The sequence below is a fragment of the Massilia atriviolacea genome (assembly GCF_003953935.1).
Classification (GTDB): Bacteria; Pseudomonadota; Gammaproteobacteria; order Burkholderiales; family Burkholderiaceae_D; genus Telluria_A; species Telluria_A atriviolacea.
On record NZ_RXLQ01000007.1, the window covers coordinates 259,994 to 283,534 of the forward strand.

Below are 23,541 nucleotides of genomic sequence, written 5' to 3' on the forward strand. Positions count from 1 at the left end.
TACGCCGGAAAAGTGCACCGATTCTCCAGGAATTGAGCCTGTACGCGCTGGTTTGAGCCGATTCTTTATCCATTGAGCCGATACTGGCCGGATCTTTCCATACGTTGAAGGCGCGGGGGTTCAGTGCTCGGTGCCGGCGTAAATCCACATCGGCGCGGTGCGGCCGGCGCGCGTGAATCCCAGCGATTCGTAGAAGGCGATGGCGTCGCCGTCGGCCGTCAGCATCTGCTGGTGGAAACCGGCGTAACGCGCGCACAGGGCCTGCATCATCAGGCGCCCGATGCCCTTGCGCTGGTGCGCCGGGTCGACCAGGAAATGCGGATAGTAGACCACCAGGTGGCCGTCCGAAATAGCGTTGCCGATGCCGACCAGCACGCCGTCCTCGCGCGCCGTGACCAGGCTGTGCGAGTTGCGCAGCGCCGCCATCAGCTGCCCGGGCTTGTCTGCCGACGACCATGCGTTGGCGCGGTACAGGGCGATGACTTCGGCTTCGTCGATCTGGTCGTTCAGGCTGATGTTCATGGAGAAGGGCGGCGGCTGTTGTTGGGAGTTCTTTATGGTAACAGTCAGCGCGGCAATGCGCTGGCGGCCCCTTACAGCACCCGCTGGAACGTCTGCCGGACCCAGTCGCGGTCGCCGCAATCGAAGTGCCACCATTCGCTGGCGATGCCGACAAAGCCGGCCTGCGCCATCGCGGCGCGCAGCAGTTGCCGGTTTTCCACCTGCAAGGCCGTCAGCTCGCCGCGCGCCAGCAGCAGTTCTTCGCGCGCCGGATGCGAACGCTCGCTCATGTCGTCGAAGCCGGTGCCCATGTCGAGTTCGCGCCCCTGTTCATCGAGAAGGGTGATGTCGAGCGCCATGCCGAAGGAGTGGATCGACCCGCGCTCGGGGGGCGCGAGGTACATGCGCAGGCCGGTGCCGTCGAGCGCGTCCCACAGCGCTTCCTGCACCCGCTGCGGACGCAAGGCATCGAGAACCAGCGCGCGGCAGCCGGGCCGCTCGCGCGCCAGCCAGGCCACCACCCGCGCCAGCGCAGCGGCGGCATCGACGTGCAGCCAGGCGCAGTCGAACGGCGAATACAGGTCGCGCCCGGTGAAGTTATCCGTGCCCGCGTAGCGCAGGTCGACCGCGATCCCGCCGATGCCGGACAGATGGCGGAATGCGGCGCATTGGCCGACCTGTTCGATGGGCAAGCCGTCGATCATCGCCCCACCCCGCGCGCCAGGCATTGGCGCGCCGCCGCACCGATGCTGGCGACCAGCGCGCGGGCGCCGTGCGAGAGCGGCGCATTGCTGGCGGTCAGCAAGAACAACTGGACGGGAATCGGCGGCGTCCAGGCGCGCCGCTGCACCCTGGCGTCCTGCGCCGAGGCCGCCGTGAAGGGATCGACCACCGCCATGCCGGCGCCGGCCTCGACCAGCGAGCGGGCGATCTGGTAGGTCTGCACCACCGTGCGGAAGACCGGATGGACGCCCTGCGCTTCGCAGGCGGCCACCAGTTGCTCGCCGAGCGGGTCGTTGTCGGCGTGGCCGATCAGCTCGCCGCTCAGTTCCTGGGCCCCGACCGGCTGGCCGCAGGCATCCTCGCGCCAGCTTCCTGCCGGGGCGATGACGGTCATCACGCCTTCGGCCAGCGCTTCGGCCACGATGCCGGGGTGGCGCGGGTCTTGCAGCGACAGCGCCAGGTCGGCTTCGCCCAGGCGCAGGGTCTGGACGATCTCGCTGGTGTGGTGCGTGCCGAGCTCGCAGCGCGTGTGCGGGAAGTCCTTGCGCCACACCGTCATCGCCTGCGGCAATACGCTGACGGCAATCGTCGGCGTGGCCACCAGGCGGATGGTGTCGACCGCGCCGCCCTTGAGGCTGGCGGCAAGACGGCGCACGCCTTGCAGGTCGCGGTGCAGCTTTTCGGTTTCGGCGAACAGGCGGTGCGCCTCGGGCTTGGGGTAGAGCTTGCCGCGCACGCGCTCGAACAGGGGCATGCCGAGTTGCAGTTCGCAATGCTGCAAGACCTTGGTCACGGCCGGCTGCGAAATGTGCAGCACCTGCGCCGCGCCGCTGATCGTGCCCACCTGCATGATGGCGTGGAAGACTTCGATGTGGCGCAGGCGCATGGTGCGATCCCGTCTAGGCTGCCGGCTTCACGGCGGGCGTGGTGAGGGCGTCGAGCAGGGCCGCCGTCTCGGCGTCCGGCGCGCCGTCGATGGCGAGCGGGCGGTATTTCATCTGGAAGGCGGCGATGACGTTGCGGGTCGCTTCGTCGAGCAGGCCGGTCTGCGGCACCGCGTAGCCGACCGTGGCCAGGCGCGCCTGGAACCAGGCGACGTCGGGCAGCATCAGGTCGTACACGGGGCGCGCGGCGGCCACTTTGGCGGCGTCGGGCCAGAGCACCAGGCCGTGCCGGGCCAGCTGGTCCCACGGGAACAGCGGGCCGGGGTCCTGCTTGCGCTGGGGGGCGATGTCGCTGTGGCCGAGGATGTTTTCGGGCGGGATGTTGTGGCGCTGGACGATGTCTTTCAGCAGCCCGACCAGGCGGTCGACCTGGGCTTGCGGGAAGGGATACCAGACGCGGCCGGTCGGCGATTCGGTGAAGCCGGGGTTGACGATTTCGATGCCGATCGAGCTGCCGTTGAGCAGGGTGTAGTTTTTCCAGTTCGATACACCGGCGTGGTTGGACTGGCGCGTTTCGTCGACCAGGCCGTAGACGATGGGAACGGCTTCGTCGGTCAGGAGGTAGTGGCTGCTGACGGTTTGCTCGGTCAGGACCTTGATCGATTGCGGCAGGTTGATCGCCGTGTAGTGCAGGATGACGAACTTGACGCGGCTGCTCTGGCCCTTGGCCGAGTAAGTGCGGTCGATGGCGGGACCGGTGGCGCAGCCGGTGAGCAGGGCGATCAGGAGGGCGGCGAGCAGGGTTTTCATCGGCGAGTAAGGGTAGTGGTGAGTTATCCTCCGTCGTTCCCGCAGGCGGGAACGACGAGGGTGGCGGCCAAGCGCGCCGCTGCATGATGAGCGCGGGCCGTCGTTTGCGTCAAGCTTAGCGCATCCGGCAATTCGGCGCGCATCGTGTTCACAATCAGGGGATGCAGCGTGGCGGCGCGTCCGGCCAGCACCACCGGCCGCGCACCGAAGCGCGCCGTCAGGGCGCGCGCCAGGCGCGCCAGTTCGCGGCCCGCTTGCGCAAGAATCGCGGCCGCCACCGGATCGGCCTCGGCACTGGCCGCGACCGCCAGCGCCAGCCGGCCGACCTCGCCGCGCTCCTGTCCATACATGAACTGGCGCGACAGGGTCCAGTCGTCGCCGCCGATCTGCGCGAACACGGCCTGGGCCAGCGGCGAGGCGCGCCAGCGGCCCGGCTCCTCGTCCTCGTTGCGCCAGATGTGGCGCAGCGCCTCGCGCGCGATCCAGAAGCCGCCGCCGCCGTCGTCCAGGATCACGCCACGCCCGCCGGCGCGGTGAAGCACGCCGCCGGCGTCGATCCACGCGCCGATCGAGCCGGTCCCGGCATACACCAGGTAGCCCTCGCCCGGCGCGAAGCAGGCGAGATAGGCGATGTCGATATCGTTGCTGAGGAGCACCGATGCCTCCGGCAGCCCGAACGATTCGGCCAGCCACTGGCGCAACTGCGCGCCGTCGCCGCCGAAACCGGTCAGCCCGGCGCGCAGCGCCTGCGGCTTGCCATGGACGAGCACGGCGGCCGCCAGCGCGGCAAGACCGGCTTGTACCCTGGCGCGGCCCTCGTCGCTGCCCATCTGCAAGGCCGACAGTCCGCCCTGCTCGCCTTCGGCCAGGATCGTCCCGTCGGGCGCCGCCAGCGCCCAGCGCGTGCGGGTGCCGCCGGCGTCGATGCCGAGGCCGACCCGGCTCATGGCTTGAACACCTGGATGCGTTCGCTCTCGATGCCGAGGCGGTCGACCGCGCTGACGAACACGGCACTGGCCGGGCCGCTCCTGGGATCATCAAGCACGGTCCAGTCGACCCGCGAGGCGGGCACGACGGCAAAGCGCCATTCGCCGCCATGGCGCGACCAGATGGCGTACTGCGCGTTGGCCTTGCCGGCCGTGAGCTTGAGCGCCACGCCGTTGCCCTCGCGCCGCGCGCTCACGGCCGGCACGCCGGGCGCCTCGTCGCCCAGCCAGGGCGAAGCCGGCACCAGCGCCGGGGCGATGTAGTGGCCGGCCTTGAGCAGGTCGCTGACGCCCTGGCGGTTTTCCATCAGGGCCACCATGCTGAAATGCACGTGCCCGCCGGCGCCCGCGCGGCTGCGCGTCACGCCGATCTGCTGCACGATCTCCTTGGCCGGGACGCCTTTGCTGGCGGCGCCGATGCGGCTCGTAAGCAGGCCCGGCCAGATATGGCGCCGCTTGCCGTTCTGCGCCACCCAGTAGTCGAGCAGCACGTCGTAGGCCTGCGGCGGCTGGGCAATCGGCCAGTACAGCTGGGGCGACAGATAATCGAGCCAGCCGTTGGCCAGCCACAGTTCGGCGTCGGCGTAGAGCTTGTCGTACTGGCTGAAACCGACGATGCCTTTGGGCCGCCGGTCCGGCCGGCCGATGCCGAAGGGACTGATGCCGAGCCGCACCCAGCTTTTCTCGCGGTGGATGCCGTTATACATCGCCTCGATCAGCTTGTTGACGTTCTGGCGGCGCCAGTCGGCACGGTCGAGCTTGCCGCCGGAGAGCAGGTAGCGCTGCCAGGCCGGCTGGTCGGGAAACTCGAGTTCGGCCTTGGGCACGTAGGCGCCGTCCAGCGCGGCCGTTTCGGCCCCGCTGGCGCCGGGCGCCTCGATCGGGTAGGGGTAGAAATAATCGTCCAGGTGCACGCCGTCGATGTCGTAGCGGCGCACAACGTCGAGGATCACGTCCAGCGTATGTTTCGACGCGGATTCTTCGCCCGGGTCCATCCACAGGAAGCGCCCGTAGGTTTTCACGGCCGCCGGATTGGACCTGGAAATATGGTCGTGCGCGGGCGGCGACTTGGCGGTGGCGTGGCGCGCGCGGTAGGGGTTGAACCAGGCGTGCAGTTCCAGTCCGCGCGCATGGGCTTGCGTGACCCAGAACTTGAGCGGATCGTACCAGGGCTGCGGGGCCTGGCCCTGGGTGCCGCTCAGGTATTCGGTCCACGGCTCCAGCCTGGACGGGTAGATCGCGTCGGCGCTCGGGCGCACCTGCAGCACGATGGCGTTCAGGTGCATGGCCTTGGCGCGGTCGAGGATGGCGATGGCTTCGGCCTGCTGTTTCTCGGCCGGCAGGTTGGCGCGCGAGGGCCAGTCGATATTGGCCACGGTCGAGACCCAGGCGGCGCGAAATTCGCGCGGCGCCACCGGCGGCATGGTCTCGCTGCCGCCCTGGATGGTGGCCGGCGTGGGCGTCACGCCATACGCCGCGCCGCTAACGGGTGTGCCCGGCGCCGTCGGCGCCACCGAGGTGCACGCTGTCATCAACCCGCTCAGCGCCATGGCGCCGGCTACCCCTGCTCGCGCGAATGCGCGTCTTGTCCTGTTCGGCTGCAAACCATTCCCCAATTTAAACTTTTACAAACCACTTCTTGCGCCACATGCCCCAGGCGATCAAGAACATCGCCGCATTAAACAGCAGAGCATAAAGCAAAGAGCTGTTGACAGGCGACACGCCAAGCGCACTCACCTGTGCATACAGGCGCGTGGCCAGGGTGACGCCGCCGGGCGCGATAAAACCCAGCATTTTAGACACCAGCCCGGAAAAGGCGAAAATAAACAGGGCATTCATGCCGTAAATGAGGAGCGGCGTGCTGCAGCGCGCTGCCGCGCTCCGGATCGCCGCATGGGGATTGGCGTCGAGCAGCCAGTAAAAGCTGGAAAACACGATCAGGGCCCAGCCGGTCATGAACAGGCAGAAAGAAGGTGTCCACAGGCTCTTGTTGATCGGCATGAGGATGACGTCGAGCATGGCGCCGGTCCACAGCAGGGCCAGGCCGGCCAGCAGCATCCAGACGGTCTGTTCGGTGCGCGAGTATCCGGACAGCAGCCAGCGCCCCGCCAGCACGCCCAGCAGCTGGCTGCACAGGGCCGGGATGGTCGAGAGCAAGCCTTCCGGGTCCCAGGTCGCCGATTGCGGCCACAGGTGGCCGTCCAGCAGCAGGCGGTCGATGTAGGCGCCGAAGTCCTGGCCCGGTTCCAGCACGCCGGCGCCGATGCCGGGCACGGGCACGCACAGCATCAGCACGCTGTACAGCGCCAGCAGGCCGGCGATCCACATGACTTGCTGGCGCCAGCTGAAATACAGCACGATGGGCGCGGCCAGCAGGGTGCAGATGGCGATGCGTTGCAGCACGCCCGGGATGCGCACGGTGGACAGGTCGAAGCCCGGGATCAGGTTGAGCGCCAGGCCGATCAGGAAGATGATGCCGGCGCGCACGGCCAGCTTACGCAGCAATGCCGGTTTGTCGGCGCCAAGGGCGGCCAGGCGGCCCAGCGAGAAGGCCATCGACACGCCGCCGATGAACAGGAAGAAGGGAAAAATCCAGTCCGTGAAGGTCCAGCCATGCCATGCGGCGTGGGCCAGCTGGGAATACAGATGGCTCCAGTCGCCGGGATTGTTCACCAGGGTCATGGCGGCGATGGTGAAGCCGCGGAAAGCGTCCAGCGAGGCAAGGCGGGCGGGGGCCGTCATCGATCGGCCATCACTTGTCGACCCGCTTGCCGAACGCGGGATCGATTTTCACCAGCGCGGCCATGATAAAGGCGGGAATCGTCATCACGCACACGTAGATGAAGAAGTGCTGGTAGCCCAGGTATTCCTGGATTTTGCCGCTGAACATGCCCGGCACCATCATGCCGAGGGCCATCAGCCCGGTGCAGATGGCGTAGTGGGCGGTCTTGTGTTCGCCGTCCGAGACCATGATCATGTACAGCATCATGGCGGTGAAGCCGAAGCCGTAGCCGAACTGCTCGAGCGCGATGCTGGACGCGATCAGCACGAAGTTCTGCGGCAGGGCGGTGGCCAGGTAGACGAACACGACGTCGGGAATGTGCACCGAGAACACCATCAGCCACAGGCAGCGCTTCAGGCCCAGGCGCGAAATCAGGTAGCCGCCCAGCAGGCCGCCCAGGGTCAGGGCGATGATGCCGATGGTGCTGTAGGCCAGTCCGACCTGCTCGGTCGTCATGCCGAGGCCGCCCTTGACGAGCGGGTCTTTCATGAAGGGAATCGCCAGTTTCAGCAATTGCGATTCGCCCAGGCGGAAGGTGAGGATGAAGCCGAGGATCAGCCAGATGTCGCGCTTGCCGAAAAACGAGGCAAAGGTGGCGAAGAACTCGGCCAGCTTGTTCTCGCCGCCCGCCACGGCCTGATCCTCGGCGGGCCGCCCCAGCACCACGCTGTGATAGGCGAACAGGCCGATGAACACGGCCGCCAGCACGAAGAACACGACCGACCAGGCAAAGCCGACGTCGCCGCTGCTGGTGCTCAGGTGGCCGGCCAGCATGGCCATGGCGCCGCCGCCGACGATCGTGGCCAGCCGGTAGAAGGTACTGCGCACGCCGACGAAGGCGGCTTGCTGGTATTGCTTCAGGCCGAGCATGTAGAAGCCGTCGGCGGCGATGTCGTGGGTGGCGGAAAAGAAGGCCATCACCCACAGCACGGCCAGGCTGATCTGGAAGTAGGCGGGCAGGTGCATGGTGAAACCGACCGCCGCCAGGGCGGCGCCGATGGCCAGCTGCAGGCTCACGATCCACCAGCGCTTGGTGCGCACCATGTCCACCAGCGGCGACCAGAGCGGCTTGATTACCCACGGCAGGTACAGCCAGCTGGTATAGAAAGCGATATCGTCGTTGCCGACCCCGCGGTCCTTGTACATCAGGACCGACAGGGTCATCACCACCACGTAAGGAATGGCTTGGCCAAAATACAGGGAAGGCACCCACAGCCAGGGACTTTTATCTTGCGCAGTTCGGATCGCAGTTTGCATCGCAGTTTGTTTTATTCTTTCGTGATACGGCGCCAGGGACCTCAGGCCGCAAGCGCCTGGCGCACGCTGCCGCGCGCGCTGTCAAGCAGGGCCCTGGCCTGGCCGATACTGGTTTTTCTGGTCAGGGCCACGATGGCGACCTTGACATGGAAATCGCATTGTTCCAGCACCGCGCGGGCGGCGGCCTCGTCGGCGCCGGTGGCAAACATCGTCAGGCGGACCGCGCGCAGCACCAGCTTGGCATTGCTTGGCTTCAAGTCTACCATCAGGTTGCCGTAGACCTTGTGTAAACGCACCATCAAGGCGCTCGAAAAGGTGTTCAGGGCAATTTTCTGGGACGTGCCGGCTTTCAGGCGGGTGCTGCCGGAAATGACTTCGGGGCCGGTGTCGAGGGTGATGCCGATCTGCGCTTCGCGCACCACCGGGGCATCGGGATTGTTGGCGAAGCCGACCGTCAGCGCACCGGCCTCGGCGGCGGCGCGCAGGGCCCCCAGCACGTAGGGCGTGGCGCCCGAGGCGGCCAGCAGCAGCACCACGTCGTCGCGCCCGGGATTGAGCGCGCGCAGGTCGGCCGCGCCCTGGGCGCTGTCGTCCTCGGCCCCTTCGACCGCGACGAACATGGCGTCGATGCCGCCGGCCAGCAGCGCCAGCGCGCGTTCGTGTGGCCAGGAAAAGGTGGGATACAGTTCGACGCTGTCGAGCACACCGAGGCGGCCCGAGGTGCCGGCGCCCACGTAGATCAGGCGCCCGCCGGCGTCGATGCGCGGCAGGGCGGCCGTGACGGCGGCGGCGATCCCGGCGGACGCGGCCTGCACCGCGCGCACGGCATGGAATTGATCGTCGACCAGCGTGCGGACCAGCTCGGCGGTCGGATACTGGTCGAGGGCCGCATGCTGGCCATCGGGCGTTTCGGTATTCAACATGGCCGCTCCGGGATGCTGGGATGCGGCTAGTGTAATGCCAAATGCGTGATGTTCAGTATGAAACAGGCAAAAGTAAACACCGCATCAGGCGACGCGGCGCATCTCCGCCACGAAGTCGTAATGGTCGCTGCGGCAATACGAATGGGTCAGTTCGACCGCCTGGCCCGATTCCAGGTAGCCCACGCGCGTGATGTACAGCACGGCCTGGCCTTCGGGCACGCCGAGCTGGCCGGCCAGCACGGCGCCGGCATTCATGGCGCGGATGTGCTGCAGCGCGCGCACCGGGGTGTGGCCGGTGGTGGCCAGGTGCTCGTACAGGGAATTGCCGACCGCTTCCGGACGCGGCAGCACGCTGGCGGGAATCACGCTGACCTCGTAGGCCATGACGACCTCGTCGGCCAGGCGCAGGCGTTCGAGGCGGGCCACGCGCGCATTCGGCGACAGGCCCAGGCTCAGTTGCTCGTCGGCGGAGGCGACCACCACCGAGCGGCTGAGCCACTGCGATCCGGGACGGTAGCCGCGCTGCTGCAACTGCTCGGAAAAGCTGGACAGGTTCGACAGCGGCTGCTCGATGCGCGGCGCCACGTAGTTGCCGGAGCCGCGGCGGCGCACCACCAGGCCCTGCTCGACCAGCTGGTCGATGGCCTTGCGGGCGGTCACGCGCGACACGTCGAGCTGTTCGGACAGCAGCCGTTCGGACGGCAGCGCCTGGTCGACCTGGTAGCGCCCGTCGCGCACATCCTGGATCAGCTTGCGTGCCACTTGCATGTACAGCGGGGAATTGTCGTTCAAATCGACCTTGAAATCGGTATGGGTAGTGCTCATTACGGTTCCGCTCATGGTCATGGTCCTGTGCTGCTGCCATCGTGCCGGCGCGCGCAACAGTGCGTCGCATTGCCGCTGCCGGTCAGTATGCGCCAGTATGAAATACGCCACCGCGCACATATCGGCACGTTATCGCGGGCGGCGAAAGAGTGTGGCGCTGGTCGTACATTCTAGCCTGATTGGCCTGCCGGCTCCCGCGCCGCGCCGGAATTTTTATGCCGTGCTGCCAAAGGGGCCAGAGTTCTTATTTCCTCGACAAGACTCATGAGCGGCGGTTATGGGCGCGCCCGCAAGATTCATTGGCGCGCGCGGCGCTCTGTCCGTAAGCTGGCGCCATCGGCATCGGCAAGGGGTGGAACGGCATGCGGGAGGTGATCGTGATCGGCGGCGGGGTGGTGGGACTGGCGTCGGCCTGGTGGCTGGCCGAGGCCGGCTTCGGCGTGACCCTGCTCGAAGGCGAGGCCACGCTCGGCGCCGGCGCGAGTTTCCGCAACGGCGGCCAGCTCAGCTATCGCTACGTGGCGCCGTTCGCCGATGCCGGGGTGCCGCTCAAGGCGCTGCGCTGGCTGCTGCAAAAAGATGGGCCGCTGCGTTTCCGGCCCGAGGCCGACCGCCGCCAGTGGCGCTGGCTGGCGCAGTTCGTGGCGCACTGCAATGCGCACACCCATCGCCGCACCACGGCGCGCCTGCTCGCTTTAGGCGAACTGAGCCGCACTGCGCTGGGGCGGCTGGACGGCATCCTGCCCAAAGACGAGTTCGCTTGGCGCGAGGCGGGCAAGCTGGTGGTATACCGCTCGCCGGCCTTGTTCGACGCGGCGGCGCGGGCGGCCGGCGGCGGCGAGGTGCTGTCGGCGGCCGGGTGCGTGGCGCGCGAGCCGGCCCTGGCGGCGGCGCAGGCGGTGCTGGCCGGCGGCGTGTTCAACCAGGGGGAGGCGGTGGCGGACTGCCACGCGTTTTGCGTCGGACTGGGGCAGCGCCTGCGCGCGCATGCGCGTTTTCGCGGCATCGTGCGCGGCCAGGCGCGCCAGTTGCTGGTCGAGCACGGCAAGGTACGCTGGCTCGATACCAGCGCCGGGATGCTGGCGGCCGACGACATCGTGCTGGCGGCGGGCATCCGCAGCCGGACGCTGGCGGCCACGGCGGGCATTTACCTGCCGCTGTATCCGCTCAAGGGCTACAGCCTGTCCGCGCCGATCCGGCCCGGGGACCTGGCGCCCGACATCAGCGTGACCGACTTCGAGCGCAAGGTGCTGTATGCGCGCATCGGCGAACAGCTGCGGGTGGCGGCCATGGTCGACATGGTGGGCGAGGATGCCTCGCTCGACGCGCGGCGGATTGCGGGACTGCTGCGCCAGGCGCGCGCGGCGATGCCGCGCGCGGCCGATTACGAGGCGATGACGGCCTGGGCCGGCCTGCGTCCGGCCACGCCCGGCAGCGCGCCGATCATCGGGGCCACGCCCTTGAGCAATCTGTGGCTGAACGTGGGGCACGGGCCGCTGGGGTTTACCCTGGCGTGCGGCTCGGCCAGCGTGCTGGCCGATGTGATGCGGGGTGTGGCGCCGCCGATCGGCATGGAGGGGCTGGGGCTGGGTGGCTGACGATCGATGGGGTACTGGCAAGGCGTGTGGCGGCGGCGGGAAAGGCGGACAGGCGTTAACCAGGTGTGCCGGCCACGACCGGCTCCGAATGCGAAAAAATGCGAACAAAACTTGACGGCATGTTCAACAAAGTTCAATGTTCATGTAACGTGAACAGAGAGTAAAAATGAACGCTCCAGCTCTACTCCGGACCAGCCAGCAGCGAAACGCCGAACTTGTACTGGACGCCGCTATCGCTGCCCTGGCCACGAGCACCGGCGTTGCCGGACAAAGATGCGCTTTTGAGCCAGGCAATGAACCTGCAAGCCGTGCGGATGCCCAGCTCGAGCTGCTCGTCGACGGCAGGTCGTATCGCTATCTCGTCGAGATGGCCCGCGCACTGGGCACCAGGTCCGACCCGGAGGGCTACGCTGCCAAGCTGTTGGCTCAGTTCAAGGCGGGCTTCGGCGCACAGTAGAGAGTACACGCCGCGTCACTGAAGCTCCAACCACCCTCGCTTGCTTTTCCAGTCCGCGCGCACGCAAAGGCGCACACGGTCCCATCGTCGCCGGCAATATGGCGGATAATTGCAAGATTCCGTCTTTGCAAACAATCATGCCCTCTCCCTCCAGTTGCCCCTGCGGCGGCGCCGCCTTCGCCGCCTGCTGCGCTCCCTTCCTGAGCGGTGACGCCGTGCCCCCCACGGCGGAAGCCCTGATGCGCTCGCGCTACACCGCCTACACCCTGGGAAACGAGGCCTACCTGCGCGCCACCTGGCATCCGAGCACCGTCCCGGCCGAGCCCATCGTCGGCGAAAACGATCCTGCCCGCTGGCTCGGACTGGAGATTAAATCTGCTTTACGTTTACGTAAACGTCAAGCAAACCTGCTAGAATCGCCGGACGCCGATACCGTAGAATTCGTCGCCCGCTACAAGATTGGCGGGCGCGCGCACCGCCTGCACGAAGTGAGCCGTTTCGTCCGCGAGACCCATGACGGCGTGGCGCGCTGGTACTACCTGGACGGCAGTTTCCCGGACTAAAAAAGGATCGCAATGCCCCACATCGACAGCAAACTCAATCCGCGCAGCGACGACTTCAAGGCCAACGCCGCAGCCATGCAACGCATCGTCGACGACCTGCGCGCCAAGGTCACCGCGGCCGCCGCCGGCGGGGGCGACGCCGCCAGCGCCAGGCATGTCGCGCGCGGCAAGCTGCTGCCGCGCGACCGCGTGCAGATGCTGCTCGATCCCGGCACGCCCTTCCTCGAACTGTCGCAGCTGGCCGCCTACGAGATGTACGACGGCGCCGCACCGGCCGCCGGCATCATCACCGGCATCGGCCGCGTGTCCGGCCAGGAGTGCGTGATCGTCTGTAACGACGCCACCGTCAAGGGCGGCACCTATTACCCGATGACGGTCAAGAAGCACCTGCGCGCGCAGGAAATCGCCGACCAGAACAAGCTGCCCTGCATCTACCTGGTCGACTCGGGCGGCGCCAACCTGCCGAACCAGGACGACGTCTTCCCCGACCGCGACCATTTCGGGCGCATCTTCTTCAACCAGGCCAATTTGTCGGCCAAGGGCATCCCGCAGATCGCCGTCGTGATGGGCTCGTGCACCGCCGGCGGCGCCTACGTGCCGGCCATGAGCGACGAGTCGATCATCGTCAAGGAACAGGGCACGATTTTCCTGGGCGGCCCGCCGCTGGTGAAAGCGGCCACCGGCGAAGTGGTCACGGCCGAAGACCTGGGCGGCGGCGATGTGCACACGCGCCTGTCCGGCGTGGTCGACCACCTGGCGCAGAACGACCTGCACGCGCTGTCCCTGGCGCGCACCATCGTGTCGAACCTGAACCGCGTCAAACCGGCCCAGATGGCGCTGCGCGCGTCCGTCGAACCCACATACGCACCCGAAGAACTGTACGGCGTGATCCCGGTCGATACGCGCAAGCCCTTCGACGTGCGCGAAGTCATCGCCCGCATCGTCGACGGCAGCGACTTCGACGAATTCAAGGCGCGCTACGGCACCACCCTCATTTGCGGCTTCGCCCACATTTACGGCGTCAAGGTCGGCATCATCGCCAACAACGGCATCCTGTTCTCCGAGTCGGCCTTGAAGGGCACGCACTTCATCGAACTGTGCTGCCAGCGCAGGATCCCGCTGGTGTTCCTGCAAAATATCACCGGCTTCATGGTCGGGCGCAAATACGAAAACGAAGGCATCGCCCGCAACGGCGCCAAGATGGTCACGGCGGTCGCCACGGCGGCGGTGCCGAAGTTCACGGTCATCATCGGCGGCAGCTTCGGCGCCGGCAACTACGGCATGTGCGGACGCGCGTTCTCGCCGCGCTTCCTGTGGATGTGGCCTAACGCGCGCATCTCGGTGATGGGCGGCGACCAGGCCGCGTCGGTGCTGGCCACGGTCAAGCGCGACGGCATCGAGGGCAAGGGCGGCCAGTGGTCGCCGGAAGAAGAAGCCGCCTTCAAGCAGCCGATCAAGGAACAGTACGAACACCAGGGCCACCCTTACTACGCCACCGCGCGCCTGTGGGACGATGGCGTGATCGATCCGGCCGACACCCGCATGGTGCTCGGCCTGGGACTGTCGGCCGCCCTCAACGCGGAGATCCCGGACACGAAGTTCGGCGTCTTCCGCATGTAAAGGAACAACATGGAATATCAAACACTCGCCGTCGCCGTCGCCGGCAAGGTCGCCACCGTCACCTTGAACCGCCCGGACGTGCGCAACGCCTTCAACGAGATCACGATCGCCGAACTGTCGCTCGCTTTCGATGAACTGGGCCGCGCAGACGATATCCGCGCCATCGTGCTCGATGCGAACGGGCCGGCCTTCTGCGCCGGCGCGGACCTGAACTGGATGAAGAAGATGGCCGGCTATTCGCACGCCGAAAACAGCGAGGACGCCTCCAGGCTGGCCGAGATGCTGCGCGCGATCTACCTGTGCCCGAAACCGGTGCTCGCCAAGATCCAGGGCGACTGCTACGCCGGCGGCATGGGCGTGGTGGCCGCCTGCGACATCGCGGTAACTGTCAACAGCGCCAGCTTCTGCCTGTCCGAAGTCAAGCTCGGACTGATCCCGGCGACCATTTCGCCATACGTGATCCGCGCCATGGGCGAGAACGCGGCGCGCCGCTACTTCCTCACGGCCGAAAAATTCAGCGCCCAGGAAGCGCACCGCATCGGCTTCGTGCACGATGTGGTGCCGGCCGACGCGCTCGACGCCCACGTGGCGGCCATCGTCAACGCGATCGTCACCAGCAGCCCGAACGCCGTGCGCGAAGCCAAGGTGCTGGTGCGCGAGATCGCCGGCAAGGCGGTCGACGCGGCGATGGTGGTCGACACCGCCGAACGCATCGCCAACGTGCGCGCCTCAAGCGAAGGGCGCGAAGGCGTGGCCTCGTTCCTCGAAAAACGCAAGCCTTCGTGGCTGGTGTAAGGGGGATGGCGGACATGTCCCAGGATTGGGTAGCGCGCAGCCTGCGCAGCGTGTGGCATCCGTGCACGCAGATGCAGCATCACGCGAACGGTGAAAACAGCGTTCCGCTGATTCCGGTCAGCCACGGGCGCGGCGCGTGGCTGTATGACCACGAGGGCAAGCGTTACCTGGATGCGATCAGTTCCTGGTGGGTCAACCTGTTCGGCCACGCCAACCCGGTCATCAACGCGGCCCTCAAGGACCAGCTGGACCGGCTCGAGCACGCCATGCTGGCCGGCTTCACGCACGAACCGGTGGTGCGCCTGTCGGAGCAGTTGTCCGAGATGACCGGCAAGGTGCTCGGCCACGCGTTCTATGCGTCGGACGGCGCATCGGCGGTCGAGATCGCGCTGAAAATGAGTTTCCATGCGTGGCGCAACGCGGGCCTGTCGGACAAGCAGGAATTCGTCTGCCTGCAGGGCAGCTACCACGGCGAAACCATCGGCGCGCTGGCGGTCACCGACGTGGCCCTGTTCAAGGATGCCTACGGCCCGCTGCTGCGCGCCGCGCGCGTGGTGGCCTCGCCGGACGCGCGCAATGCGCTGGAAGGCGAAAGCGCGCAGGACGTGGCGCGGCGCGCCGCCGCCGATGTGGAAAAGCTGTTCGAAGAACGCGCGGACCGCATCGCCGCCATCATCATCGAACCGCTGGTCCAGTGCGCGACCGGCATGGCGATGCACGACCCGCTGTACCTGACCCTGGTGCGCGAACTGTGCGACCGCTTCCAGGTGCACATGATCCTCGACGAAATCGCGGTCGGCTGCGGACGCACCGGCACCTTTTTCGCCTGCGAGCAGGCCGCCATCTGGCCCGACTTCCTGTGCCTGTCGAAAGGCATCAGCGGCGGCTACCTGCCGCTCTCGCTGGTGCTCACGCGCGACGAGGTGTACCAGGCCTTCTACAGCGCCGATGTCACGCGCGGCTTCCTGCATTCGCACTCGTACACCGGCAATCCGCTGGCCTGCCGCGCGGCGCTGGCGACCCTGCAGATCTTCCAGGACGACGATGTGTTGAACCGCAACCGCGCGCGCGCCACGCGCCTGACGATGGCGCTCGCGCCCCTGGCAGAACATGAGCGCGTGCGCAATTTCCGCCAGCGCGGCATGATCTGGGCCTTCGACGCGGTCGAACCGGACGCCGCGCGCGCCGCCACCTTCTCGCGCCGCTTCTTCGCCAGCGCGCTGGAAAACGAACTGCTGCTGCGCCCCATCGGCCGCACCGTCTACCTGATGCCGCCGTATATCCTCGGCGACGAGGAAAGCGACGGCCTGGCCGAGCGCACCCGCGCCGTGTTCGACTCCGTGATCGCGAGCTGACAGATGAAACTGATCGACGCCATCGAGAGCCAGCTGCGCCAGCTCGACGAGCAAAGCCTGACGCGCGAACGGCGCGTGGTGGAAACGCCGTGCAAGCCGCGCCTGATGGTGGGCGGGCGCGCGCTGCTGGCCTTTGCCAGCAACGACTACCTGGGCCTGGCCGCGCACCCGCGCGTGGTCGACGCGCTGCGCGAAGGCGCGGACCTGTACGGCGCCGGCAGCGGCGCCTCGCACCTGATCTCGGGCCACAGCGTGGCGCACCAGCGGCTGGAAGACCGGCTGGCCGAATTCGTCGGCCCGCACCTGGAATCGGCGCGCGCGCTGAGCTTTTGCACCGGCTACATGGCCAACCTGGCGATCCTGACCGCCCTCGGCGCCGACGGCGACGCCCAGATTTTTTCGGAGTCGCTGAACCACGCCTCGCTGATCGACGGCGCGCGCCTGGCGCGTGCCTCGGTCAAGGTGTATCCGCACGCCGACCTGGCGGCCCTCGGCGCCCTGCTGGCCGCCAGCAACGCCACCACCAAGCTGGTGGTCACCGACAGCGTCTTCAGCATGGATGGCGACATCGCTCCCCTGCCCGAGCTGCTGGCGCTGTGCGAACGGCACGATGCATGGCTGGTGATCGACGACGCCCACGGCTTCGGCGTGCTGGGCGCGCACGGACGCGGCGCGCTCGAGCACTTCGATCTGCGCTCGCCGAATATCGTCTACATGGGCACCCTGGGCAAGGCCGCCGGCGTCGGCGGCGCGTTCGTGGCGGCGCACGCCAGCGTGATCGAACTGATGATCCAGCGCGGACGCCCGTACATCTACACCACCGCCGCGCCGCCGGCGCTGGCGCACGCGCTGCTGGCCAGCATCGACATCATCGGCGGCGACGAAGGCGCCTCGCGCCGCGCGCACCTGCAGTCCCTGATCGCCGCCTTCGACGAGCAGCTCGACCTGACCCGCTGGCAGCGCGTACCGTCGAACACCGCGATCCAGGCGATCGTGATCGGCACCAACGAAGAAGTCCTGCGCATCGGCGCCGGCCTGCACGGCCATGGCCTGTGGGTGCCGGCGATCCGGCCTCCGACCGTGCCCGAAGGGACCGCGCGCCTGCGCGCGACCCTCTCGGCTGCGCACACGCACGAAGAAGTCGCGCAGCTTGCCGCTGTGCTCAACGACCTGGAAAGGACGTGAAATGAGCCTCAATGATCCCATCGTACCCGTCGTAACCGAACCGGCAGCCGGCGCCGAAGCGGTCCTCGCCGCCGAGCCGCAGCCGTCGCTGGCGGCCGAAGGCCTGCCGTCCCGCTTCTGCTGCTTCGTCACCGGCACCGACACCGAAATCGGCAAGACGCTGGTCTCGGCCGCGATCCTGCACACGCTGGTGGCCGGCGGCGTGCGCGCCTGCGGCATGAAGCCGGTGGCCGCCGGCGCCGCCATGCGCGACGGCGAGCTGCATAACGACGACGCCGACATGCTGGTCGCCGAGAGCAATGTGCACCTGCCGGTCAACATCACCACCCCCTACATGCTGCGCGAAGCCTGCGCGCCGCACATCGCCGCCCGCATCGATGGCGTGACCATCGAACCGGTGCCGATCATCGCCGCCTATGCCGAAATCGCGGCCGCCTCGGATGCCGTGGTGGTCGAGGGCGTGGGCGGCTTCCGGGTGCCGTTCTCGGACGATTTCGACAGCGCCCAGCTGGCCGAACAACTCAACCTGCCGGTGATCCTGGTGGTGGGTCTGCGCCTCGGCTGCATCAGCCACGCGCTGCTGACGGTCGAGGCGATCATCGCGCGCGGCCTGGTGCTGGCCGGCTGGGTGGTCAACGAGATCGATCCGGACATGCGCTTCGCCGACGAGAATGTCGAGGCGCTGGCCGAGCGCATCCCGGCGCGCCTGCTGGGGCGCGTCCCGTACCTGGACCAGCCGACTGCTGCTAGAGCGGCCAAATTTATTGATCTCGCGGGGCTGCCTGGCTGGCCGTCCGCGCGCGACTGAACCTGAAGGAACCACGATGTCCCAAACTCTCTCTTTCCACCCGCCTGCGGCCGCGATCACCCTGCTTGACACGGCCACCTGGCCGCTGGCGGACGTGCTGGCCCTGTTCGAGCTGCCCTTCAACGAACTGATGTTCCAGGCCCAGACCGTGCACCGCAAGCAGTTCCCGGCGGGCGACGTCGAACTGGCCACGCTGTTGTCGATCAAGACCGGCGGCTGCGAGGAAGACTGCGGCTACTGCCCGCAGGCGGCGCGCTACGACACCGGCGTCGAAGCCAAGAAGATCCTCGGCATCGACACGGTGCTCGACGCCGCGCGCCAGGCCAAGGCCAACGGCGCCACCCGCTTCTGCATGGGCGCCGCCTGGCGCAGCCCGAAAGAGCGCGACATGGAAAAGGTCGAAGAGATGGTGCGCGAAGTCAAGGCGCTGGGCCTGGAAACCTGCGCCACCCTCGGCATGCTCGAGGAAGGCCAGGCCGACCGCCTGAAGGAAGCGGGCCTGGACTACTACAACCACAACCTGGACACCGCGCCTGAGTTCTACAGCAATGTGATCTCGACCCGCGAATACCAGGACCGCCTCGACACCCTGGGCCGCGTGCGCAGCGCCGGCCTGAAGGTCTGCTGCGGCGGCATCGTCGGCATGGGCGAATCGCGCCTGCAGCGCGCCGGCCTGATCGCGCAACTGGCGAACCTGAACCCGTACCCGGAATCGGTGCCTGTGAATCACCTGGTGCAGGTCGAAGGCACGCCGCTGCACGGCATGGACCCGCTCGACCCGTTCGAATTCGTGCGCACCATCGCAGTCGCCCGCATCACCATGCCGCAGGCGCGCGTGCGCCTGTCGGCGGGCCGCCGCCAGATGGGCGAAGCGGTGCAGGCGATGTGCTTCCTGGCCGGCGCGAATTCGATTTTCTACGGCGACAAGCTGCTCACCACCGACAACCCGGAAGCCGAGGACGACCGCGTCCTGCTGGCCAAACTGGGCCTGGTAACGCGCGCGTCGACCCTGGAATCGGCGCCCAAGGCCAGCTGCGGCGGCTGATCCACCACCTTAGAACAACCATCGAGACCCACGCATGTTCACAAAAATCCTCATCGCCAACCGTGGCGAAATCGCTTGCCGTGTCGCCGCTACCGCGCGCCGCATGGGCATCAGGACTGTCGCCGTGTACTCCGAGGCCGACGCGAACGCCAAGCATGTCGCGGTATGCGATGAAGCTGTGCTGATCGGCCCCGCCGCCGCCAAAGAGAGCTATCTGTGCGGCGACAAGATCATCGCCGTGGCGCTGGCCACCGGCGCCGAAGCGATCCACCCAGGCTACGGCTTCCTGTCCGAAAACGCGGAATTCGCCGATGCCTGCGCCGAGGTGGGCCTGGTGTTCATTGGCCCGCCGGGTTCCGCCATGCGCGCGATGGGTTCCAAGTCGGCCGCCAAGTCGCTGATGGAAAAAGCCAACGTGCCGCTGGTGCCGGGCTATCACGGCGACGAGCAGGATCCGGACTTCTTGCAGCAGCAGGGCGACCGTATCGGTTACCCGGTGCTGCTCAAGGCCAGCGCCGGCGGCGGCGGCAAGGGCATGCGCGTGATCGAAAAATCGGAAGACTTCAAGGCGGCGCTGGCCTCCTGCAAGCGCGAGGCGATCAGCTCTTTCGGCGACGACAAGGTGCTCGCCGAAAAGTACCTGCTGCGTCCACGCCATATCGAAATCCAGGTGTTCGCCGACACCCACGGCAACTGCGTCTACCTGCACGAGCGCGACTGCTCGGTGCAGCGGCGCCACCAGAAGGTGCTGGAAGAAGCGCCGGCGCCGGGCATGTCGGCGGAGCGCCGCGCCGCCATGGGCGAGGCGGCGGTGGCTGCCGCGCGCGCGGTCGGTTACGTGGGCGCGGGCACGGTCGAATTCATCGCCAACCAGGATGGTTCGTTCTACTTCATGGAGATGAACACGCGCCTGCAGGTGGAGCATCCGGTGACCGAAATGATCACCGGGACCGACCTGGTGGAGTGGCAGCTGCGCGTGGCCAACGGCCAGGCGCTGCCGAAGACGCAGGCGGAGCTGGGCATCCACGGCCACGCGATCGAAGCGCGCATCTACGCCGAGAATCCCGAAAAGGGCTTCCTGCCGTCGATCGGCACCTTGCGCCATATGGATACGCCGGGCGCGGTGAGTTTTGAACTGGGAGGCACGCCGGGCGGTTCGCCGGCGGCGGTGCGCATCGATTCCGGCGTGCGCGAGGGCGACGCCATCTCGCCGTATTACGATCCGATGATCGCCAAGCTGATTGTCTGGGGCGCGGACCGCACGCAGGCGCTGGCGCGCATGTCGCAGGCGCTGGCCGAGTTCCAGATCGTCGGCCTGGCCACGAATATCGCCTTCCTCAAGCGCCTGGTCGAAGGCACCGCCTTCGCCACGGCCGACCTGGACACGGGCCTGATCGAACGCAATGCGGACACCCTGTTCCCGCCGCCAAAAGCGGCGCCGGTCGGCGCGCTGGCGCTGGCGGCGGTGGCCCTGACCCGCGCCGAGAAGCAGGCCTCGAGCGGCCAGTCGCAGAATGCCGCCGACCCGTGGGGCAATGCGCTCGGCTGGCGCCTGAACAGCGCCTACCAGCGCCAGCTCGCGTTCAGCGACGAGTATTCGGCGGCGAAAGAGAGCAAGACCTACAAGGTCGGCCTGACCTACCGCCCGCACGGCTGGGACCTGTCGGTGAACGGCATCGAGGCCGAACTGGCGGTGACCGCGCAGGACGGCGCGGAGCTGTCGATCAAGCTCGGTGCGACCTCGATCCACGGCGCCGTGCGGCGCGACGGCGACACCTTCCACGTGTTCACGGGCGGGCGGCACTTTGTGCTGGCCTATAACGACCCGATGGCGCATGCCGGCGAAGCCGAAGCCGCAGGCGGGCGCCTGACCGCGCCAATGCCGGGCAAAGTGGTGGCGGTTCTCGCCACCAAAGGACAGCAAGTCAAGAAGGGCGATCCGCTCGTCATCATGGAAGCGATGAAGATGGAACATACCATCGGCGCGCCAGGCGACGGGCTGGTTGAGGAAATCCTGTATCAGGTAGGAGACCAGGTCGCCGACGGCGCACCGCTGTTGGCATTCAAGGCTGCATAAAACTAGAAAAACCATAGTGGAGACAAGCATGCGCATTCTTCTACATCGGGCCGACGGCGTTACCGAGCCGTGGGTCCGCGATTTCGCCAGCGTGCTGCCCCAGGCCGAAGTGGTAGTCTGGCAGGAGGGCGTCTACTGCGCGCCGTGCGATTACGCGGTCCTGTGGTCGCCGCCGGCGGCGCTGCTCGACCAGCTGGCCAAGGTCAAGGCCATCTTCCTGACCGGCGCCGGCGTGGACGCCATTCTCAAGTTCGGCGACGCGCTGCCGCCGGTGCCGATCATCCGCCTGGGCGACGCCGGCATGGCGGTCCAGATGGCCGAATACGTGGCGCACGCGGTGCTGCGCTACTTCCGCCGCTTCGACGAATACGAACGCCAGGCGCGCCGTGGCGTCTGGGCGCCGCTGCCGCAGTTCGACAAGGCGCAATTCACGGTCGGCGTGATGGGCATGGGCATGCTGGGCAAGCGCGTGCTCGACTCGCTGGCGCAGTTCGGTTTTCCGCTGCGCGGCTGGAGCCGCGGCTACAAGGAGATCGAGGGCGTGACCTGCTTTGCGGGCGAAGAAGGCCTCGACGACTTCTTGCGCGGCACGCGGGTGCTGGTGTGCATGCTGCCGCTCACGCCCGACACCACCAACCTGCTGGCGCGCGCCAACCTGTCCAAGCTGCCCGAGGGCGCATACGTGGTCAACGTGGCGCGCGGCGCGCACGTGGCCGAGCCGGATTTGCTGACCCTGATCCGTTCGGGCCACATCGCCGGGGCCACGCTCGACGTGTTCCGCAACGAGCCGCTGCCAGGACCGCATCCGTTCTGGGACGAGCCGCGCATCACCATCACGCCGCATATCTCGGCGCTGACCTTGCGCAGCGAAAGCGTGGCGCAGATCGCCGGCAAGATCGGCGCGCTGGAACGCGGCGAAGCGGTGGCCGACGTGGTCGACCGCGCACGCGGGTATTAACCGTTACCGAAGGAACCAACATGAGCACCCTGCCGCAACAAGTCAAGATCGTCGAAGTCGGGCCGCGCGACGGCCTGCAGAACGAGAAGGAGTCGGTGCCCGCCGCCGTCAAGATCGAGCTGGTCGACCGCCTCTCGCGCGCCGGCTTCGCGAACATCGAAGCGGCGTCGTTCGTCTCGCCCAAGTGGGTGCCGCAGATGGCGACCAGCACCGAGGTGATGGCCGGGATCGCGCGCCGCGCGGGCGCCATTTATTCGGCGCTCACGCCGAACATGCAGGGCTTCGATGCGGCGCTGGCGGCCAAGGCCGACGAAGTCGTCATCTTCGGCTCGGCCTCGGAGGCGTTCTCGCAAAAGAACATCAACTGCTCGATCGCCGAATCGATTGCGCGCTTCGAGGGCGTGGCCAGGGCGGCCAAGGAACACGGCCTGCGCCTGCGCGGCAGCATCAGCTGCGCGTTCGGCTGCCCGTACCAGGGCGAAGTCTCGCTCGACGCCGTGGCCGACGTGGTGGGGCGCATGCGCGAACTGGGATGCGACGAGATCGACATCGCCGATACCATCGGCGTGGCGACCGCGCGCAAGACGCAGGCGGTGATGCTGCGCGCCGCACAGGAGTTTCACCTGGACCGGATCTCGGGGCACTTTCACGACACCTACGGACAGGCGCTGGCGAATATCTATGCCAGCCTGGAAGTGGGCGTGTCGATCTTCCATTCGTCGGTGTCGGGACTGGGCGGCTGCCCGTATGCCAAGGGCGCGACGGGGAATGTGGCGACCGAGGATGTGCTGTACCTGATGCAGGGCTTGGGCATCGATACCGGGATCGACCTCGATATGGTGGTCGATGCGGGGCAGTTCATTTCGCAGCACCTGGGCCGCAAGGGATCTAGCCGCGCGGGCAATGCGCTGGCGGCCAAGCGCGCGGGCTGATCGCACCTTCGGACCCCTGGCCGCACAGCCTTGGGTCCCCGCCTGCGCGGGGACGAGGGCCGATGCGGCTAATCGTGTCGAGGGCTGTGGCCGGCGACGAAGCCGCGCAGGAAGGCGATGAACATCCCGACCCTGGCCGGCAGGTGGCGCGTGTTGGGGTAGACCGTACGCGCCCTGCTCCGGCAGCGCATACGCGGGCAGTAGCCGCACCAGGCGCCCCGCCGCCACATCGTCGTGCACCAGCCAGTCGGGCAAAACCGCCACGCCCGCGCCAGCGGGCGCGAGACTGCGCGTGGTGCGCGTCAGGAGCGACACGCCGAGCTCCCCCTCCAGCTGCTTCAGGTTGAAGCTCAGCATGGCTTTGGTGACGTCCAGGCGGGCTGCGGCGTTGGTGAACGAGCCGGTCTCGACAATGGTGACGAACATTTGCAGCCGGTTCAGGTTGAGCATCCATGGC

The 23,541-nt window shown here is 67.5% G+C and carries 22 protein-coding genes and 1 pseudogene; 12 read left to right on the top strand and 11 right to left on the bottom strand.

The features are described from left to right. Positions 1 to 120: 120 nt before the first annotated feature. The 10 genes from EJB06_RS15220 to EJB06_RS15265 form a co-directional block, all read right to left on the bottom strand. A complete protein-coding gene (locus tag EJB06_RS15220; RefSeq protein ID WP_126074881.1) occupies positions 121 to 522 on the bottom strand; it encodes a GNAT family N-acetyltransferase in 402 nt (133 codons plus the stop codon). A 71-nt stretch (positions 523 to 593) separates the two neighbouring features. Continuing rightward, complete coding sequence (locus EJB06_RS15225; RefSeq protein WP_126074882.1) at positions 594 to 1,205, bottom strand: M15 family metallopeptidase; 612 nt, start codon at positions 1,203 to 1,205, stop codon at positions 594 to 596. Further along, entirely contained in the window at positions 1,202 to 2,110 is a 909-nt protein-coding gene (locus EJB06_RS15230; protein WP_126074883.1) for a LysR family transcriptional regulator, read from the bottom strand. The genes EJB06_RS15225 and EJB06_RS15230 overlap by 4 nt, the downstream gene beginning before the upstream one ends. A 13-nt stretch (positions 2,111 to 2,123) precedes the next feature. After that, positions 2,124 to 2,918: an N-acetylmuramoyl-L-alanine amidase gene (locus tag EJB06_RS15235; RefSeq protein WP_126074884.1), complete on the bottom strand. Its 795-nt coding sequence runs from the start codon at positions 2,916 to 2,918 to the stop codon at positions 2,124 to 2,126. Positions 2,919 to 2,941: 23 nt separating this feature from the next. Then, complete coding sequence (locus EJB06_RS15240) at positions 2,942 to 3,865, bottom strand: N-acetylglucosamine kinase (RefSeq protein ID WP_126074885.1); 924 nt, start codon at positions 3,863 to 3,865, stop codon at positions 2,942 to 2,944. Further along, on the bottom strand, positions 3,862 to 5,436 hold the full coding sequence (locus EJB06_RS15245) for a glycoside hydrolase family 10-like protein (RefSeq protein WP_229427099.1): 1,575 nt from the start codon (positions 5,434 to 5,436) through the stop codon (positions 3,862 to 3,864). Before EJB06_RS15245 ends, EJB06_RS15240 begins: the two co-directional genes overlap by 4 nt. 85 nt (positions 5,437 to 5,521) lie before the next feature. Beyond that, positions 5,522 to 6,646 (bottom strand): acyltransferase family protein, encoded by a 1,125-nt coding sequence (locus EJB06_RS15250; RefSeq protein ID WP_126074887.1) that lies wholly within the window; start codon positions 6,644 to 6,646, stop codon positions 5,522 to 5,524. Between the two features lie 10 nt (positions 6,647 to 6,656). Then, entirely contained in the window at positions 6,657 to 7,943 is a 1,287-nt protein-coding gene (locus EJB06_RS15255; RefSeq protein ID WP_229427100.1) for an MFS transporter, read from the bottom strand. Between the two features lie 41 nt (positions 7,944 to 7,984). Continuing rightward, complete coding sequence (locus tag EJB06_RS15260; protein WP_126074888.1) at positions 7,985 to 8,866, bottom strand: N-acetylmuramic acid 6-phosphate etherase; 882 nt, start codon at positions 8,864 to 8,866, stop codon at positions 7,985 to 7,987. 84 nt (positions 8,867 to 8,950) lie between these two features. Continuing rightward, a complete protein-coding gene (locus EJB06_RS15265; protein WP_126074889.1) occupies positions 8,951 to 9,691 on the bottom strand; it encodes a GntR family transcriptional regulator in 741 nt (246 codons plus the stop codon). A gap of 362 nt (positions 9,692 to 10,053) precedes the next feature. On the opposite strand from EJB06_RS15265, the gene EJB06_RS15270 reads away from it, so the two are divergent. The 12 genes from EJB06_RS15270 to EJB06_RS15325 all read left to right on the top strand — a co-directional run bounded on the left by EJB06_RS15270 (position 10,054) and on the right by EJB06_RS15325 (position 23,084). Then, positions 10,054 to 11,289 carry a D-amino acid dehydrogenase gene (locus tag EJB06_RS15270; RefSeq protein ID WP_126074890.1) on the top strand — a complete coding sequence of 412 codons (1,236 nt, stop codon included), beginning with the start codon at positions 10,054 to 10,056 and terminating at the stop codon, positions 11,287 to 11,289. Positions 11,290 to 11,455: 166 nt separating this feature from the next. Further along, positions 11,456 to 11,746 (top strand): hypothetical protein, encoded by a 291-nt coding sequence (locus EJB06_RS15275; protein ID WP_126074891.1) that lies wholly within the window; start codon positions 11,456 to 11,458, stop codon positions 11,744 to 11,746. A 137-nt stretch (positions 11,747 to 11,883) separates the two neighbouring features. Then, a complete protein-coding gene (locus tag EJB06_RS15280; protein ID WP_198420838.1) occupies positions 11,884 to 12,309 on the top strand; it encodes a YchJ family protein in 426 nt (141 codons plus the stop codon). A gap of 12 nt (positions 12,310 to 12,321) precedes the next feature. Continuing rightward, positions 12,322 to 13,929, top strand: coding sequence for a carboxyl transferase domain-containing protein (locus EJB06_RS15285; protein WP_126074892.1), 1,608 nt, complete (start codon positions 12,322 to 12,324; stop codon positions 13,927 to 13,929). A 9-nt stretch (positions 13,930 to 13,938) separates the two neighbouring features. Next, complete coding sequence (locus tag EJB06_RS15290) at positions 13,939 to 14,724, top strand: enoyl-CoA hydratase/isomerase family protein (protein ID WP_126074893.1); 786 nt, start codon at positions 13,939 to 13,941, stop codon at positions 14,722 to 14,724. A gap of 14 nt (positions 14,725 to 14,738) precedes the next feature. Beyond that, positions 14,739 to 16,079 carry an adenosylmethionine--8-amino-7-oxononanoate transaminase gene (bioA, locus tag EJB06_RS15295; protein ID WP_229427101.1) on the top strand — a complete coding sequence of 447 codons (1,341 nt, stop codon included), beginning with the start codon at positions 14,739 to 14,741 and terminating at the stop codon, positions 16,077 to 16,079. Between the two features lie 3 nt (positions 16,080 to 16,082). Continuing rightward, positions 16,083 to 17,264, top strand: coding sequence for an 8-amino-7-oxononanoate synthase (bioF, locus tag EJB06_RS15300; protein ID WP_126074895.1), 1,182 nt, complete (start codon positions 16,083 to 16,085; stop codon positions 17,262 to 17,264). 1 nt (position 17,265) lies between these two features. Then, complete coding sequence (bioD, locus tag EJB06_RS15305; RefSeq protein ID WP_126074896.1) at positions 17,266 to 18,072, top strand: dethiobiotin synthase; 807 nt, start codon at positions 17,266 to 17,268, stop codon at positions 18,070 to 18,072. 16 nt (positions 18,073 to 18,088) lie between these two features. After that, entirely contained in the window at positions 18,089 to 19,117 is a 1,029-nt protein-coding gene (gene bioB / locus EJB06_RS15310; protein ID WP_126074897.1) for a biotin synthase BioB, read from the top strand. 34 nt (positions 19,118 to 19,151) lie between these two features. Beyond that, positions 19,152 to 21,194 (top strand): acetyl-CoA carboxylase biotin carboxylase subunit, encoded by a 2,043-nt coding sequence (locus tag EJB06_RS15315; protein WP_126074898.1) that lies wholly within the window; start codon positions 19,152 to 19,154, stop codon positions 21,192 to 21,194. A 28-nt stretch (positions 21,195 to 21,222) separates the two neighbouring features. Further along, entirely contained in the window at positions 21,223 to 22,152 is a 930-nt protein-coding gene (locus EJB06_RS15320) for a 2-hydroxyacid dehydrogenase (RefSeq protein ID WP_126074899.1), read from the top strand. Between the two features lie 20 nt (positions 22,153 to 22,172). Then, positions 22,173 to 23,084 carry a hydroxymethylglutaryl-CoA lyase gene (locus EJB06_RS15325; RefSeq protein WP_126074900.1) on the top strand — a complete coding sequence of 304 codons (912 nt, stop codon included), beginning with the start codon at positions 22,173 to 22,175 and terminating at the stop codon, positions 23,082 to 23,084. Between the two features lie 276 nt (positions 23,085 to 23,360). On the opposite strand, the pseudogene EJB06_RS32890 reads toward EJB06_RS15325, so the two are convergent. Next, positions 23,361 to 23,534, bottom strand: a pseudogene (locus EJB06_RS32890) (LysR family transcriptional regulator); the annotation flags it as partial. Positions 23,535 to 23,541: the final 7 nt, after the last annotated feature.